The following is a 14,837-nucleotide window of genomic DNA, read 5'->3' on the forward strand; positions in this document are numbered from 1 at the left end:
TCAACGGATGTGCGACAGTATCGCAGGAGTTTGAGCGTTCTGTCAGAGAAGCCGTGCCCAAAGCAGCTTCTCTGGGGAAAGAAACCTGTGAGCACGGCTTGCATTTGTGCGGTTCTAAAACGCTATTGAGGACGTCAGCCGGCGGCGTTAGCTTCGATGGCGTCGAGGAGCTTCTGCTTCAGTGCGGGAAGCTCGTCACTTTCTAACGGCGCGTCGTCCTGTGTGAGATAGAAGACGTCGATAGCGGTATCGCCTTCTGTGTCGATGACGGCAACTTCGATGCTGCACCGCGCCTCGCCCAATGTGGTGCTGATGGCATAGAGCAAACCGGCGAGGTCCTGGGCCACGACCTGCAGAATCGTCGAGTGCGTTGAGGATTCGGTGTCGAATTCAACGGAAGTCTTCACCTCCACCAGCGGCATGCGGCGACGTGAACGTTTGCGGTGGGCAATCATCTTCGCGGCAACTGCGGGATCGGCGATGGCGTCGTGCAGATCGCGGATCAGGTGATCGCGTTCACCAGGATTCATCTCAAGTGTGCGGAAGCTGTCGGTGAAACGGAAACTATCGACAACGATGCCGTGCGCGTTGGAGAACGCGTCTGCGGTGATGATGTTCATGCCCCATGCCGCAAGGACGCCAGCGATGCGTGCGAAGAGTAGCTGGCGGTCCGGCGTAACGAGTGTGACGTCGCTATGAGTGGGCGTCCAGTGGAAGTCGAGCTGCACGGCATCATCAGCAAGGTGCTTGCTCATGGTGTAGTGTGTGCGGATCTGTTCCGGGCTACGCATGCGTAGATAGCGCTGCGGGAAGCCCTCCACGAATTGCAGCACTTCGCGGCTTTCACCGGGAAGCAACTGCGTGATGCGTCGGACAAGTTCACTGGAGACGCGCGAGTCAAAGCGCTCATCGTCGATGTTGCGATCCAGGAAGTTTGATGTGGCGATGTAAAGCCGCCATAGGTTCTCGGCCTTCCATGGTGTGAGCGCGTCTGGATGGACGGCGTGAATGTCCGCGTAAGTGAAGAGCGTGATCATGCGCAGCTCTTCGGGTGTCTGCACTTTTTCTGCGAAGGTGCGAATGGTTTCCGCGTCGAAGATATCGCGGCGTAAGGCAGAAGACATGTCGAGGTGGTTTTGAATGAGGCCGAGAACAAGTCCAGATTCAAACTCGTCCATCTCAAGGCGAGTGACGACGCTCTGCGCGAGGCGCATGCTTTCTGTAGCGTGTTCGCCAGTGGAGCGGCCCTTGCCCGTGTCATGCAGCAACGCTGCAAGGTAGAGCAGGTCGGGGTGTTGCAGATCGCGCAGTATGATGGCGAAGCGTTTTTTCCACTCGGCCAGGGGCGACTGATCCGGCGTGGGCAGGCCGTGCAGTGTGTCAATGAGGACGAAGGTGTGCTCGTCTACCGTATAGCGATGGTAGGCGTCGCGGATGACGAGTGCGTCGATGCCGTGGAACTCGGGGATGAGCAGCTCAAGAATGCCGAGCGCGTGCATGGAACGCAGCGCAAGACCCGCGTGTTCGCCAAGGAAGATGAGGCGTAGCTTGTGCCAGAGCGCAGCGCCTTCGTCGAGTTGCGCAGAGAGCAGGGGTAAGGCTTCTTCCAGGCGCTGCTCGGCGGTGCTGCTCAGGCGCGTGCCGGTTTCCGCAACAGACTGGAAGGCGCGCATCATCACATCGGAATCGGCCGCAGGATCGTAGTCCGATGTGGCTGCGTCCAGCACGATGCGCCCACGCTCGACGCGCATGCCAAGGTTGTCCGTGACAGGACGGCGGGTGAGAAAATCACGCGTCTGCTTCAAGATGGAGCGGGCGCGGGGCATGGTGTCGGCTTGCTGTTCCAGTTGCCGCGCGATGACACGCGCATGGCGGAAGTAAAGCTGCATCCAGTGGGCGGCGTTTCGTGGCGGGCCGTTGGGAACGCCGATGCCTTCAGCTGCTGCTGCGTCCTGTGTTTTCCAATCCAGCGCGTTGCTGTCGCGGTTGGAGCGGATGTGAAGAAAGCAGCGAATGGAGGTAAGGAAGGCGAAGGCCTCGCGGAACTCAACCGAGGATGTCGGTGACGTTTTGGTTAGTTTGGCTAACCAACCGCAGACGTTCGCGTCACGCAGGCCGCCGGGACATTCCTTGATATTGGGTTCCAGATGAAAGAGCGTGTTGCCATAGCGCGCGTGGCGTTCCTGCGTAAGTTCAAGGAGACGCTGCGACAGGTTGCGGCGTTCGCGTTCCAGCAGCCTCGGGATGCAATCGTCCAGTAGTTTTGCGGTGAGCGATGTATCGCCGGTGATGGGGCGTGCATCGAGCAGCGAGAGCGTAAACTCAGCGTTTTCCGGATCGTATTTATCGCATTCAACCAGGACTCGTGTGGTGGCGGACACGCGGATACCGCTATCCCACAGCGCTTGGTTGATCTGGCGGATGATGGGCTTTGCGGACTTTTCCTTGTCTGCGTCTGCGACGACGAACAACAGATCGAGGTCTGAGGCAGGGAAGAGTTCCTGGCGCCCGTAGCCGCCAACAGCGAGGGCTGCGATGCCTGTGTCAAGTTCCTTTGCGTGCTGGTGCCAGAGATTGCGAACCAGTTCATCTGCTGCGAAGGCGCGGTCGCGGATGAGGGCAACGCCGGATTCGGCGCGATCGGCGAAGGCAGCCTTCAGCGCTGCCATGCGTCCCTGATAGGCGAGGCGTGCGGACTCTGCGCTGGTCATGAATTTCACAATAGCAGCGAGTGGCCGACTCAGCTAGTCATCAAATGAGTCTTTCGTGGAAGAGAGGTGGCTTGCAGGAGAAACAAAAAACGAACGCAACGGCTGCGGCAGAATTGCTGCGAGCGTTGCGTTCGTTTTTCTCTTGATTACGACTACAGTGCGGCTTCGCCGCGGTCTTCGTTGCGGATACGGATGGCGTCATCGACGCGGGTGATGAAGATCTTGCCGTCGCCGATAGAGCCGGTCTGGGCAGCGCCAATGATCGCGTTGACAGCCTTCTCCGCGAGTTCGTCGGAAACGACGGTTTCGAGCTTGATCTTGGGCAACAGATCGACGGCGTATTCGCGGCCGCGGTAGAACTCGGTATGGCCCTTCTGACGGCCGTGGCCGCGGGCTTCCAGTATGGTGATGCCTTCGATGCCGGCTTCAATGAGCGCTTCCTTAACAGCGTCAAGCTTGCCCGGCTGGATGATTGCTTCAATTTTCTGCATGGTCTTTCCGATCCTTCTTCGCAAGTACGATGCGAACGCTGGTCATTGTGCTTGAAAGGATGGGGTGCTGTCGCCCCCTGTTCCATGAAACGACAGCACCCATGCTGATTCCCCTAGTAGGCCGGCTCCGCGTGGTAGCCCTCTTCGCCGTGTTGCGAGAGGTCCAGACCGGTGACTTCATCGTCTGCGGAGACGCGCAGGCCAATGGTCTTATCCACGATAACCAGCAGTACTAGCGTGCCAACGATCGAGATGATCCACGCCAGGCCGACGCCGACTGCCTGGTTCAGCAACTGGTGTGCGTTGCCTTCCAGTAGACCGGTGGCGTGGCCCTTGCCCAGGATGGGGTTGATGGCGGAGTTGGCGAAGATGCCGGTGAGGATGGCGCCGAGGGTGCCGCCCGCGCCGTGAACGCCGAAGGCATCCAGCGAGTCGTCATAGCCGAACTTCTGTTTCACGATGAAGACCATAAAGAAGCAGAAGATGCCGGTGAGGAAGCCGATCCAGAGTGCGGAGATGGGCGTGACAAAACCGGCTGCGGGTGTGATGCCCACCAGGCCGGCGACCGCTCCGGAGATGGCGCCGAGTGCAGTGGGTTTGCCATGCTTGATCCATTCAGCGATGGTCCATCCGCAGGCTGCGGCGGCTGCACCAAAGTGCGTGGCAACGAAGGCGGAGGTAGCCAGCGAGCTTGCATTCAGAGCGGACCCGGCGTTGAAGCCGAACCAGCCCACCCACAGCAGAGCAGCTCCGATGAAACTAAGCACCAGCGAGTGAGGCGGCATGGGTTCCTTGGGGAAGCCGCGACGCTTGCCGAGATAGAGGCAGAACACCAGTGCGGAGACGCCACTGGTGACGTGGACGACGGTGCCGCCTGCGAAATCGAGGCAGGGGAACTTGCCGCCGAGTGCTGCGTTCAACAGGCCGCCCTTACCCCAGACCATGTGCGCCATGGGGCTGTAGACGAAGATGGCCCACAGTACCAGGAAGGCAAGGATGCCGGAAAACTTAACGCGCTCTGCGATCGAGCCAGTGATGAGCGCCGGTGTGATGATGGCGAACATGAGCTGGTAGACCATGAAGGTTTGCAGCGGAATCGTCGTGACGTACGTGCCGTCGGGGATTAGACCGACCCCGTGCAGGAAGACGTTGTGGAAGGAGCCGATGAAGCTGCCGAGGACACCCGTGTTTTCACCGAAGGCCAGTGAATAACCGCAGACGGCCCAGAGGATGGTAATAACGCCCATCATGGCGAAGGTCTGCATCATGGTGGCGAGAATATTCTTCCGACGCACCAGGCCGCCATAGAACAGGGCGAGGCCGGGAGCGCTCATCATGAGCACCAGAGCGGCGCTTACGAGCATCCATCCGTTGTCGCCAGCGGATTGCGCTGCAGCGACCGAAGTGGCCAGGTCAGCGTTCTGCTTTTCCAGCGCCGCGATGCGTGCATCAGCAGCAGGAGCAGCGGCGGAGACGCCGTGTTCTGGGGCAGGTACAGTCTGGGCCATGGAAGGCAGGGTGAAGGCGGTGGCGACGAACAAAACCACGGAAAGGAGTCGACAGAGGGCTCGGCCTGGTACACGCATGAGGCAAGGTTTCCTGTACGGATGAGGTAAGGAGGTCAGCCACATCACAGAGTAGTGCGATGCGGTTGTTCATCGCGACCTTGGAGGTCATGATGAATCGGTGCATTTGCGATGGTTCGTTTCGTTTACTGTACAGGACAGTTACGGAGAGGTGACAAATTTTGTACTTGCGAAATGGTCGAGGCGCAGTTTTGCGCGTGGCCGTGATGTTGGGAGTGGCAATGCAGGCGGTGGCGCAGAAGGGATGCCCGGCGTTGACGTTTGAGGGCGACGTGCAGGCAGGGAAGAGCTTTCATCATGCTTTGGGACTGCAGCAGAGCTTCCTGCTGGAAAGCATCGCTTCAGGATGGATTGTGCGTGTGCTGCCTGCGTCGGGAGCGCGTGGAGCGCATGATTTTGCGGAGTTGGCTACGCCGCCATATCGTTCACCGAACCCTTTGTTGATATCAACAGATTTCAGTTTTCGAGCTCAGGATGCCGTCGCGTGGAACCCTCGAGAGTTCCATTTCTTTACTTCTGCCCAGCAGATGTCGATTGCAACGAAGGCCTACGATGCAACGTTGAAGGAGCCGAATCGTCCGGCAGCAGGAGCGGCGCTGTTTCCCTTGTTGGCCGAAGCATGTACTGCTTCGCTACAGATTTTGGACGCGAGGATTGCGGGGGGATCGGCGGATCAGGCTCTGATGGCGGCGACTGTGGCTCAGCATTTTTCGCAGACAGCTCACACCGTGGATACCAGCGCCCCCCCGTCACCGCTAGGGCGAATCCTATGGATGCGCTTCCGTGTGAAGGTGGGCGAAGAGCCCAAAAGGCCAGCGAAACACTAGGGAATAGACCCGAGGAGTACCCATAGCACGTCAAGTCAACTCTAGAAACTGTCGTTATTTATGACACCTTTACCCAAGCTGGCGCTTCCACACCCAGCTTCGTGGCATAGAATGAAGCACATGAAGACATCCCCGGAAGAGACTTCCAGTAGCGGACGCCCTGCAGCACCGCAGGCATCCGACCGTTATTTTTTCGGATCGCTGGATTCGATGGGCAAGAACCAGGAAAAACTGCGCGAGGTGAACTGGGGACCGGAGCAGCCGGAAGGCGTAGTTCTGGCCAGCATGGACGCTGCGGTGAACTGGGTACGAAAGAATTCGGTCTGGCCAATGACCTTCGGTCTGGCTTGCTGCGCCATCGAGATGATGAGCATGGGCGGCTCTCGTTATGACATTGCCCGTTTCGGCGCAGAGGTGTTTCGTCCTTCGCCACGTCAGAGCGATCTGATGGTGGTGGCCGGTCGCGTGTCGCAGAAGATGGCACCGGTGATCCGCAGGCTGTATGAGCAGATGCCGGAGCCGAAGTGGGTCATCAGCATGGGCGCTTGCGCCACCAGCGGTGGAGTGTTTAACAACTATGCACTACTTCAGGGAGTGAACCAGATCATTCCGGTTGATATCTATGTGCCGGGATGCCCGCCTCGCCCTGAACAGCTTCTCTATGCCATTACTTTGCTGCAGGAAAAAATTCAGCGGGAGCGAGGCAGCATTAAAGAGAGTTTGAACATCGCATAGAGAATACAAGGATTGCGCCATTTGCCGGGCAAGTTTACTGATCGGGTTCGGCAAGCGACGCTTTGAACGTAGTACTGATGTAAACCAGCATCAGTGAATAAAGTGAATCGGTTATTGTGCAGATATTTCTTTCGATAAAAGAGATGCTGCTATACACTTCAATCGCATTCTTTAGCAAGTGAGCCTTGGTTATGAGCTCACAAAAAGTGGCATTAGATATTCCGCGGAGGATAAGTCGCATGTTTTCTCAGCCGTTTCGCAAACTGGGCAGGTCGCTTTTGGCCGCCAGCGCAGTCAGCCTGGGCGCTGCAAGCCTGGGTGCGCAAACAACGCCGGCCGCACCGGCACCGCAGGGTCCGAACCCATCCCGCGTGGATGTGTTCCTGGGCTATTCGTATTGGAGCGGTCACGGATCGGTGAAGCCGCAGGGCCTCACGTATTCGTCGATCGACAAGGGCGCAATTGGTAGCGGTGCCTACTACTTCAATAAGTATGCTGGCGTTGAGGTCTCTACGGCATGGCACCCGAGCGGTAAGAACGATGCTCTGCTGCCCCTGGTGACTGCTGGTCCGATCTTCCGCCTGCCGACCGAGTCGGTGACCTTCTTCGGTCACGCGATGGCTGGTGCTGCCCGTCTGGGTGGCCCGAACTCGGATGTGAATGGCAACCCGTTCTATACCCACCCATACCAGTGGGGTCCCGCCCTTGTTGCTGGTGGCGGTATGGACTACAACCTTCCCTGGCATGATGGTATGTTCGGTATCCGCCTGTTCCAGGCTGATTACACCTACATCCACGAGGATTACGGCCCAGTGAATGGTAACTATGGTGGCCGTGCGAACATCAGCTCCGCACAGCTCTCCTCGGGTATCCTGCTTCACTTCGGCCACATCGTGCCGCCGCCGCCGGTAACCTACTCCTGCGTTGCCAGCCCCTCGAGCGTATACGCAGGTGATCCGATCACTGTGACCGGCACTGCCGCAAACGTAAACCCGAAGAAGACCGCGACCTATGCGTGGACCTCTGACGGTGGCAAGATCTCCGGCACCAGCAACACGGCTACCGTCGACACGACCGGCATGAACCCTGGCAGCTACAACGCCAAGGGCACCGTGACCGAGAGCATGAAGGCTGGTCGCTTTGCAGAGTGCGCGGCTCCTTTCACCATCAACCCGCTGCCTGCTCTGGCTCTGACCTGCTCGGCTTCGCCGTCGTCGGTTCAGCCGGGCGGATCGTCCACGATCACCTCGGTGGTTTCGGACTCCTACGGCAAGCCGGTGAACTACACCTACAGCTACAGCTCGACCACGGGTTCGGTCTCGGGTAGCGGCACCACTGCCACCCTGTCGACCACCGGTGCAGCTCCGGGCACGATCACTGTTACCTGCAACGTCTCCGATGACAAGGGCCGCAACGCCTCTGCCACGACGACGGTCAGTGTGATCGCACCGCCACCGCCGCCGCCGGCACCGCAGGCCAGCGCACTTTGCTCGATCACATTCGATAAGGACAAGCGTCGTCCGGGGCGCGTGGACAACGAAGCTAAGGCCTGCCTGGACGATATCGCTCTGAACTTGCAGCGTGATTCGTCAGCGAAGCTGGCTCTGACCGGCAACGCAGCACCCAGCAAGAAGGGCAAGAGCTCTGACAAGCTGGCTGCAGAGCGTGCTGTGAACACGAAGGCTTACCTGGTTGGCGAGAAGGGTGTTGACGCATCCCGTATCTCGGTCTACACGGGTACGGCTGGTGCAAACACGGTAACCTCCGAGCTGATCCCGGCTGGCGCTTCCACGCCGTCCGATCTGGGCACCTCGGTGGACGAGAGCTCGGTGAAGGTTCAGCCCCGCACCGCTCCGGCCCGTAAGCACAAGAAGTAGTTCATCAACCAATACCCAGAACGGCTGGCCGAGAGGCCAGCCGTTCTGTTTTTTGCAAGCGGAGCCTGTCCGAAGGCGTCGTTTTCAAAAGATGTTGACCTGACGCAACATCCCATTGCTGGCAATAAATGACAGTATCGCGGCAGATACCCCGGAAGAGTCTGTTTACTCGTCAGACAACTAGAATTGAGTCAGGCCCATTCGAATAGGAAAACAATGAAGTCTTTTTTTCGCCTTTGTGCCCCTCTCGCCTTGTCCGCTTCCTTCCTCTCCCTCGCCACGGCGCAGTCCAAATGGCTGCCTTACGGTCCCTACGGGGGAGACGCGCGTGCTTTTGCGCAGGATCCGCATGACCACAACCATATCTACCTGGGAACCGTCAGCGGCACTGTGTATGACACGCATGATGGCGGCAACACCTGGAAATTCTTAGCCGATGTCGGTAAGCGTGACGACCTGGTGTTCGACAACCTGATCGTCGATCCTGCAAACCCCAATCGTGTTCTCGCTGCAGGCTGGGTTCTCAGCAGCGCTGACGGCGGCTTGTACATTAGCAACGACGCCGGTAAAACGTGGACCGAAAATGCGGACATGAAGGGCAAGTCCATCCGCTCCATGACCGTTGCGCCATCGAATCCGAAGTTGATGCTGATTGGTACCGTGCAGGAAGGTGTATACCGCAGCGAAGATGGTGGCGATCATTGGAAACTGATCAGCCCGCCGGGAAGCCGCGAGATTCACGAAGTGGAATCTGTTGCGTTCGATCCCAAAGACCCGAACCGGATGTACGCGGGAACATGGCATCTGCCGTGGCGTACGACGGACGGTGGAGCGACGTGGCAGAACATGAAGGAGGGCATCATTGATGACTCCGACGTGTTTTCCATCATCGTTGACCCAACGAATCCGTCGAATGTTTACCTGTCAGCTTGCTCGGGTATCTATCGTTCAAACGATCAGGGCATGAAGTACACAAAGGTGCAGGGCATTCCGTCGACGGCCCGTCGTACGCGTGTGTTGATGGAAGACGCGAAGACCCCCAACACTGTGTTTGCCGGAACCACGGAAGGACTGTGGAGGACCACGGATGCTGGTCACACCTTCGCGCGTTACGGCGATCCAAGCTGGATCATCAATGACGTGAATATCGATCCGCAGAACAGCAATCGCGTGCTGTTGGCCACGGATCGTACGGGCGTTCTGATTTCCAATGACGGCGGACAGACCTTTGCTCCGGCAAATACCGGATTTACGCAGAGGCAGATCACGGCCGTTGCGCAAGATCGCAAAAATCCGGCTCACGTCTATGTCGGCGTGATCAACGACAAGATGGCCGGTGGCGTATTTGAAAGCCAGGACGGTGGTCTTTCTTGGGTGCAGAAGAGTGCGGGCCTGAATGGATCGGATGTCTTTTCGTTGGTGCAGGCTCCTGATGGCACCATGTTGGCCGGAACACGGCACGGCATCATGCGTTGGGATGGGAATCTCTGGAAAAACTCAGGCCTGACGCTGGCATTGCCTCCATTGCCCGATCCGGATGCAGCGAAGAAGGCGGCAGCAGCGACACCCAAGACGCGTACGGGCAAGGCTGCGGCTGCTGCTGCGGCAGCGCGTGCACGCAGCAAGCCACCTCGGATTGCTCCTCCGCACAACACGCCTCCACAGGAAGCGAATTCTGGCGTGTTTGCATTTGCTGTCAATGGCAACACGGTATTTGCCGCTACAGAAGAGGGCTTGCTGAACTCTACGGATAATGGTCTGACGTGGAACCATGTTCGCTCTGCAACGGGAGAACCCTGGCGCATTGTGAAATCCGAAGGTGCGCGTGTGGTGGTAGCCGATCTGCATAAGATTGCCATCTCTACCGATAGCGGTGCCAACTTCCATGTGATCCAGGCTCCGACGGAGTTGACGTATCTTACGTCTGTTGCCGTGGACGATGGAGGTCGTGTTTGGGTAGGTGGTCGCGAAGGCGTCTGGCTATCAGAGAACGACGGCAGTTCGTGGCATACGCAGCAGGGACTATATGTGCCGAATGTTTCTGGCATTCACTATGACAGCGAAGGTAAGCGTGTTCTTGTGACAGCGAATAGGCCCAGCACGCTGGTTTTTGCCGTCAACACCAAGAACATGAAGGTGACCTATCAGGACGCAGGTTGGCCACTGCGTACGACGCGCGCTGTGGGCGATCATCTGATTGGAATTACTCCGTTCGATGGCATCGTACTGGCGCCTCGCATGGTCGATTCACCGGAGAAGCCACTGGAAGCACAACGCCGTTAATCGAAACAGGACAAATGCAGGAAGAAGAGGGAGGACATTTGTCCTCCCTCTTCTGTTTTTCAGCGACGAGAAAATCTTCTTCTGCTGACATGCTCCTGACACAATGGTGGCAGGAGCGTTTTCTTACCTTGGGATTCGTGGTCAGCGAACACACGGTTCTGACCCCGAGGAGAAAAATGTCATGAGCAAGTTTGTAAACAATGCAGTTACCTGGTTCGAAATCCCCACGGCAGATCTGGAACGTGCCACGAAGTTTTATGAGACCGTGCTGGATGTCCAGCTGATTCCATATGGCGATGCCAGCAAGGTATTTCCGCGTGGCGACGAAGGAGTCAGTGGATGCCTGGTGTATCGCGAAGTCAGTAAGCCATCTGCCGACGGCACAACGGTGTTTCTGAATGCCGATGGCAAGCTGGATGTCAGTGTGAAGCGTGCAGAAGAACTGGGCGCGAAGATCACAGTTCCTCGCACAGAAATTCCGGGTGGCTTTGGATTTTTTGCCTGCCTGGTCGATTCAGAAGGAAATCACGTTGGTCTGCACAGCACACGTTTCTAACGCGATGAAAGGCAACATGGGATGAGACGAGCTGATCGTCTCTTTCGCATTGTGCAACTGTTGCGTTCTGGTCGCCTGAAGACTGCTCATGCCCTTGCCGAGCGGCTTCAGGTGTCGGAGCGCACCATCTATCGCGATGTGCGCGATCTCCAGCTTGCAGGCCAGCCGATTGAGGGCGAAGCGGGTGTGGGCTATACGCTGCGCCGCGAGTTTGATCTGCCTCCACTGATGTTTACTGCGGATGAGTTGACGGCATTGGTTGTCGGTGCCAGGTTGGTGCAGGCGTGGGGCGGGCAAGAGTCGTTCAGCGCTGCGAAGAATGCACTTGCCCGCATTGAGGCAGTTCTTCCGCCGGAACTGGCAGCGCATCTGGATTCCATCGCACTCTATGCGTCGCCCTATGCGATGAGCAAGGATCATCGCCGTCTGCTTGATCTACTGCACGGAGCTTGTCGTAAGAAGATCGTCGTTGAGTTTTGGTATACGCGGCTGGGAGACGAGGTTTCGCAGGCTGAATACCGTTCGGTTCGTCCGCTGGCGCTAGCATTCTGGAGCGGTTTTTGGACGCTGGCAGCGTGGTGCGAGCTGCGCAATGACTTCCGCACCTTCCGTATGGATCGTATTCACGGCGAGGTCGTTACGGATCGGATATTTACTCAGAAACGTGGTCAGCGGCTGGAGGACTTTATGCGTATGGTTCGAGCGAAGTACCCGGAAAAGAAGGGATGACGCCGTCCTCCATATCCTCATGCGACGCGAGTTTCCGATGCGAACGCAGGGGAGGAGGAATACACTAGAATCATGACCGAATCGCCCACTGGCCGCCCCCGCCACGAGTTTCAGACTGACGATGCCGCACTGTGGCCCATTGCCGAAAAGGTGCTGGCACAGGAGCGGTTGACCGCGGACGACGGGTTGGCCTTGTACCGGTCGCCCGACATTCTGGCAGTGGGTTGGCTCGCGAATCTGGTGCGCGAGCGCATGCATGGCGATCTGACGTACTTCAATGTGAATCGCCATATCAATCCGACGAACGTTTGCGTGGCCACCTGCCGCCTGTGCGCCTTTGCGCGCAAGAAGGGCGAAAGCGGCGGCTATACCATGGCGTTGGAAGAGGCGTGGGAGAGCGCAGGCAAGGGATACAGCGAAGCGGTCACGGAATTTCATATCGTGGGCGGTCTGCATCCTGACCTGCCGTTTGAATACTTCCTTGATCTGGTGAAGGGGCTGAAGGAACGCTTCCCGAAGGTGCACATCAAGGCGTTCACCATGGTGGAAGTCGCGTTTCTGGCGAAGCGCGCGAAGCTGTCCATTCCAGACACATTGGTGAAGATGAAGGAAGCCGGTGTGGACTCATGCCCAGGCGGCGGTGCGGAGATTTTTGCGGATCGCGTGCGTCACATTATCTGCGATCACAAGATTGACGGCAGCGAGTGGCTGGAGACTGCGGAGATGGTGCACAACGCCGGTCTGCGCTCCAATGCCACGATGCTTTACGGTCATGTGGAGAACGAAGAAGACCGCGTCGATCACATCCTGAAGCTGCGTGCCGTGCAGGATCGTACCGGCGGATTCCAGACGTTTATCCCGTTGGCGTTTCATCCGGAAAATACCGTTCTTGGCCATCTTCCGAAGACCACCGGCTTTGACGATATGCGACAGATTGCTGTGGGTCGTTTGCTGCTGGATAACTTCGCGCACATCAAGAGCTACTGGCAGATGGTGACGCCAAAGATGGCGCAGATCTCACTGCGCTTTGGTGCAGACGACATTGACGGCACCGTGGTGGAAGAGCGCATCTATCACGAAGCCGGAGCGACCACGCCGCAGGGCATGCGTCGCGCGGATCTGGAGCGCCTGATCCGCGAAGCGGGACGTGAGCCTGTGGAGCGTGACACGCTGTACAACCGCGTGACGCGCACTGAGGATACGTTCGTTATCAACGTGTAATGGCTTTGTTCAGGCGCGAGTCTGCTCGCGCCTGAGAAGTTCTTTCTTACGATCCACACCCCAACGATAGCCGGAGAGGGCACCGTCGCTGCGTAGAACGCGGTGGCAGGGAATTGCAACCGCCAATGCGTTGGAAGCGCATGCCTGCGCGACAGCACGTACGGAGCGCGGATTGCCGATGCGTTGTGCGATCTCTGCATAGCTTGCCGTTTCACCTGCTGGGATCGCCTGCAGTGCTTGCCACACGCGTTGCTGGAAGGCTGTGCCGCGGATGTCGAGTGGCAGGTCGATACGGTGGCTGCGTGGCTGCTCGGTGAGTGCAACGATCTTCTCCAATGTCTCGGAAAAATCGGTGTCACCTTGCACGAGCGATGCTTGCGGGAATCGTTGTTGCAGATCGTCGACCAGTGTTTTTTCATCGTCACCCATGAGGATTGCGCAGATGCCGCGCGGGCTGCGTGCGACCAGAATCATCCCCAGCGTGGATGAGCCGATGGCGTAGGTGATGTCGGTATTCTGGCCGCCTTTGCGGAACTGTGTGGGCGTCATACCGAGAGTGTTTGCGGCTGCATGATAGAAGCGGCTGGAAGAGCTGAAACCTGTTTCGTAGATGGATTCCGTCACGGTTGCACTTCCTTTCAGGTGCTTCAGCATTTGTTTGGAACGCAAGGCGTTCGCGTATTGTCTCGGAGTCAGTCCGGTGGCGGCGCGGAACTGACGGTGCAGATGGAACTGGCTCAGACCTGCCTGTTGCGCAAGCGTTTCGAGTTGCGGTACTGAGTCGCCGGTTGCGACTGCGTTCTCAATCGCGCGGCATGCAGAGGCGATGACTTCCGCGGATGGATTCGCATTCTGGTCTGGCTTGCAGCGTTGGCAGGGGCGGAACCCGGCGCGTATGGCATCTTGCGCATTTGCGTAGAAGCGCACGTTTTCAGGCCGCGGCGTGCGAGAGGAGCATCCTGGACGGCAGAAGATGCCTGTGCTGCGGACGGAGTAGACGAACGCGCCGTCTGCATTGCGATCGCGGCGGACAACCGCATCCCAGCGAGTGTCGCTGAGGACGGTTTGCGCCTCCGGCGATGACGCTTTCGTGTTGGCTGCTTTCTGTTTCATGCGCGTCTTCCTTTCTATCGTTTCATGTGTGGGGCTGGCCGGTAGGCTTCTTCTGGAATGCTGGCCAGCGTGGAGTGGGACAGTTCGCCGGAGAGGCCGTAAAAGCGGCAGAAACTCATCATGAGAGGACGCCAGCGATCGGGATCAATGTGGTTGGATTTGCCCGGAACGAGCAGTGATGGGGCTGCGTGCATCCGGACAATGCGGACCTCGAATGCGAGCGCACCGGGGGCTTTGTCTGGCCGGTGGCCGAAATCGTGGACCTGCTCCAGAACGGCTTCCATTTGCAAAGGGCACTCCGCCACGCGGACAGCCTGGACACTTTCGGCGGATTGAGCCGTGAGGCCGCTGATGCCGAACTTATCCTTGTGGTGCCGGTAGCCCATGGTTTGTTTATGCGGCGGTACTGGATCGGAGCCGGTCAGCTTTGCCAGCCGGTCCACATAGTGGACCATGGCGTCGGACGGGAGGTTCAGAACGCATTCCCGCTCACGCAACAGGTTCTGGGCGGTGTGACCTCTGGCGCCAAGGCCCAGCATGCAGTTCCATCCCAGCCACCATGCGGAGGATATGGGCGCCAGATTATTTGAGCCATCGGCATTGCGCGAACTGATAAGGACGACGGGCGTTCCGACGTAAAGAATCGAGGGTTCCACGGCGATATGCATGTTGCGATCATGCGCGGTGGGGATACGTCGCCACACTCCG

Annotated in this window: 12 protein-coding genes; 7 read left to right on the top strand and 5 right to left on the bottom strand. The window is 58.2% G+C overall.

Annotation, left to right across the window (positions count from 1 at the left end):
- Window positions 1-134: 134 nt before the first annotated feature.
- The 3 genes from JAO32_RS11520 to JAO32_RS11530 all read right to left on the bottom strand — a co-directional run bounded on the left by JAO32_RS11520 (window position 135) and on the right by JAO32_RS11530 (window position 4,710).
- Window positions 135-2,711, bottom strand: a complete 2,577-nt coding sequence (locus tag JAO32_RS11520; protein WP_334240474.1) for an HD domain-containing protein — start codon at window positions 2,709-2,711, stop codon at window positions 135-137.
- Between the two features lie 152 nt (window positions 2,712-2,863).
- The gene (locus JAO32_RS11525; protein ID WP_083345099.1) at window positions 2,864-3,202 is read right to left on the bottom strand and encodes a P-II family nitrogen regulator; all 339 of its coding nucleotides are present in this window, start codon (window positions 3,200-3,202) and stop codon (window positions 2,864-2,866) included.
- Window positions 3,203-3,315: 113 nt separating this feature from the next.
- Window positions 3,316-4,710 (bottom strand): ammonium transporter, encoded by a 1,395-nt coding sequence (locus JAO32_RS11530; protein ID WP_334240567.1) that lies wholly within the window; start codon window positions 4,708-4,710, stop codon window positions 3,316-3,318.
- 275 nt (window positions 4,711-4,985) lie between these two features.
- On the opposite strand from JAO32_RS11530, the gene JAO32_RS11535 reads away from it, so the two are divergent.
- The 7 genes from JAO32_RS11535 (at window position 4,986) to mqnE (ending at window position 13,016) form a co-directional block, all read left to right on the top strand.
- Entirely contained in the window at window positions 4,986-5,615 is a 630-nt protein-coding gene (locus tag JAO32_RS11535; RefSeq protein ID WP_334240478.1) for a hypothetical protein, read from the top strand.
- Window positions 5,616-5,735: 120 nt separating this feature from the next.
- A complete protein-coding gene (locus JAO32_RS11540; protein WP_334240480.1) occupies window positions 5,736-6,350 on the top strand; it encodes an NADH-quinone oxidoreductase subunit B in 615 nt (204 codons plus the stop codon).
- Window positions 6,351-6,589: 239 nt separating this feature from the next.
- On the top strand, window positions 6,590-8,227 hold the full coding sequence (locus tag JAO32_RS11545; RefSeq protein WP_334240482.1) for a hypothetical protein: 1,638 nt from the start codon (window positions 6,590-6,592) through the stop codon (window positions 8,225-8,227).
- Between the two features lie 216 nt (window positions 8,228-8,443).
- Window positions 8,444-10,510, top strand: a complete 2,067-nt coding sequence (locus JAO32_RS11550; protein ID WP_334240484.1) for a WD40/YVTN/BNR-like repeat-containing protein — start codon at window positions 8,444-8,446, stop codon at window positions 10,508-10,510.
- 181 nt (window positions 10,511-10,691) lie between these two features.
- Window positions 10,692-11,066, top strand: a complete 375-nt coding sequence (locus JAO32_RS11555; protein WP_334240486.1) for a VOC family protein — start codon at window positions 10,692-10,694, stop codon at window positions 11,064-11,066.
- A gap of 21 nt (window positions 11,067-11,087) precedes the next feature.
- A complete protein-coding gene (locus JAO32_RS11560; RefSeq protein WP_334240487.1) occupies window positions 11,088-11,795 on the top strand; it encodes a helix-turn-helix transcriptional regulator in 708 nt (235 codons plus the stop codon).
- Between the two features lie 72 nt (window positions 11,796-11,867).
- The gene (gene mqnE, locus JAO32_RS11565; RefSeq protein ID WP_334240489.1) at window positions 11,868-13,016 is read left to right on the top strand and encodes an aminofutalosine synthase MqnE; all 1,149 of its coding nucleotides are present in this window, start codon (window positions 11,868-11,870) and stop codon (window positions 13,014-13,016) included.
- Between the two features lie 9 nt (window positions 13,017-13,025).
- Here mqnE and ada read toward each other — a convergent pair whose 3' ends face one another.
- Together ada and JAO32_RS11575 are read right to left on the bottom strand one after the other, a co-directional pair.
- Entirely contained in the window at window positions 13,026-14,129 is a 1,104-nt protein-coding gene (gene ada / locus JAO32_RS11570; protein ID WP_334240491.1) for a bifunctional DNA-binding transcriptional regulator/O6-methylguanine-DNA methyltransferase Ada, read from the bottom strand.
- Between the two features lie 14 nt (window positions 14,130-14,143).
- Window positions 14,144-14,833 (bottom strand): flavin reductase family protein, encoded by a 690-nt coding sequence (locus tag JAO32_RS11575; RefSeq protein ID WP_334240493.1) that lies wholly within the window; start codon window positions 14,831-14,833, stop codon window positions 14,144-14,146.
- Window positions 14,834-14,837: the final 4 nt, after the last annotated feature.

Source organism: Terriglobus sp. ADX1 (assembly GCF_036877645.1).
In the GTDB taxonomy this organism is placed as follows: Bacteria; Acidobacteriota; Terriglobia; order Terriglobales; family Acidobacteriaceae; genus Terriglobus.